Source organism: Pollutimonas rozaliensis, assembly GCF_048751585.1.
Lineage (GTDB): Bacteria > Pseudomonadota > Gammaproteobacteria > Burkholderiales > Burkholderiaceae_B.
The window spans coordinates 1-243 of record NZ_JAZHOB010000316.1 but is presented as its reverse complement, the minus strand read 5'-3'; the positions used below and the strand labels follow the sequence as shown (position 1 = coordinate 243).

At 45.7% G+C, this 243-nt stretch carries 1 protein-coding gene; it reads left to right on the top strand.

Going from position 1 to position 243, the window contains the following annotated elements:
• Positions 1-12 precede the first annotated feature (12 nt).
• Positions 13-243: helix-hairpin-helix domain-containing protein (locus V0R37_RS23055; protein WP_420376687.1), on the top strand; the 231-nt coding region annotated here is incomplete at its 3' end.

The window sequence follows — 243 nt, the reverse complement described above, 5'->3', positions numbered from 1 at the left end:
GCAAGCCAGTTTGTGGCTTGCGTTGAACGTGAGGATATCTCAACCTTGATTAAACTGCCTGGAGTAGGTAAAAAAACCGCCGAACGATTATTAGTTGAGATGAAAGACCGTCTTAAAGGCTGGGGAAGCGGCGACTTATTTACCCCAGTGACGGATGCTGCACCATTAGATCATTCCCCTGTAACTGCAGAGCAAAGTGCTCAAGAAGAGGCGATCAGTGCCTTACTTTCTTTAGGTTATAAA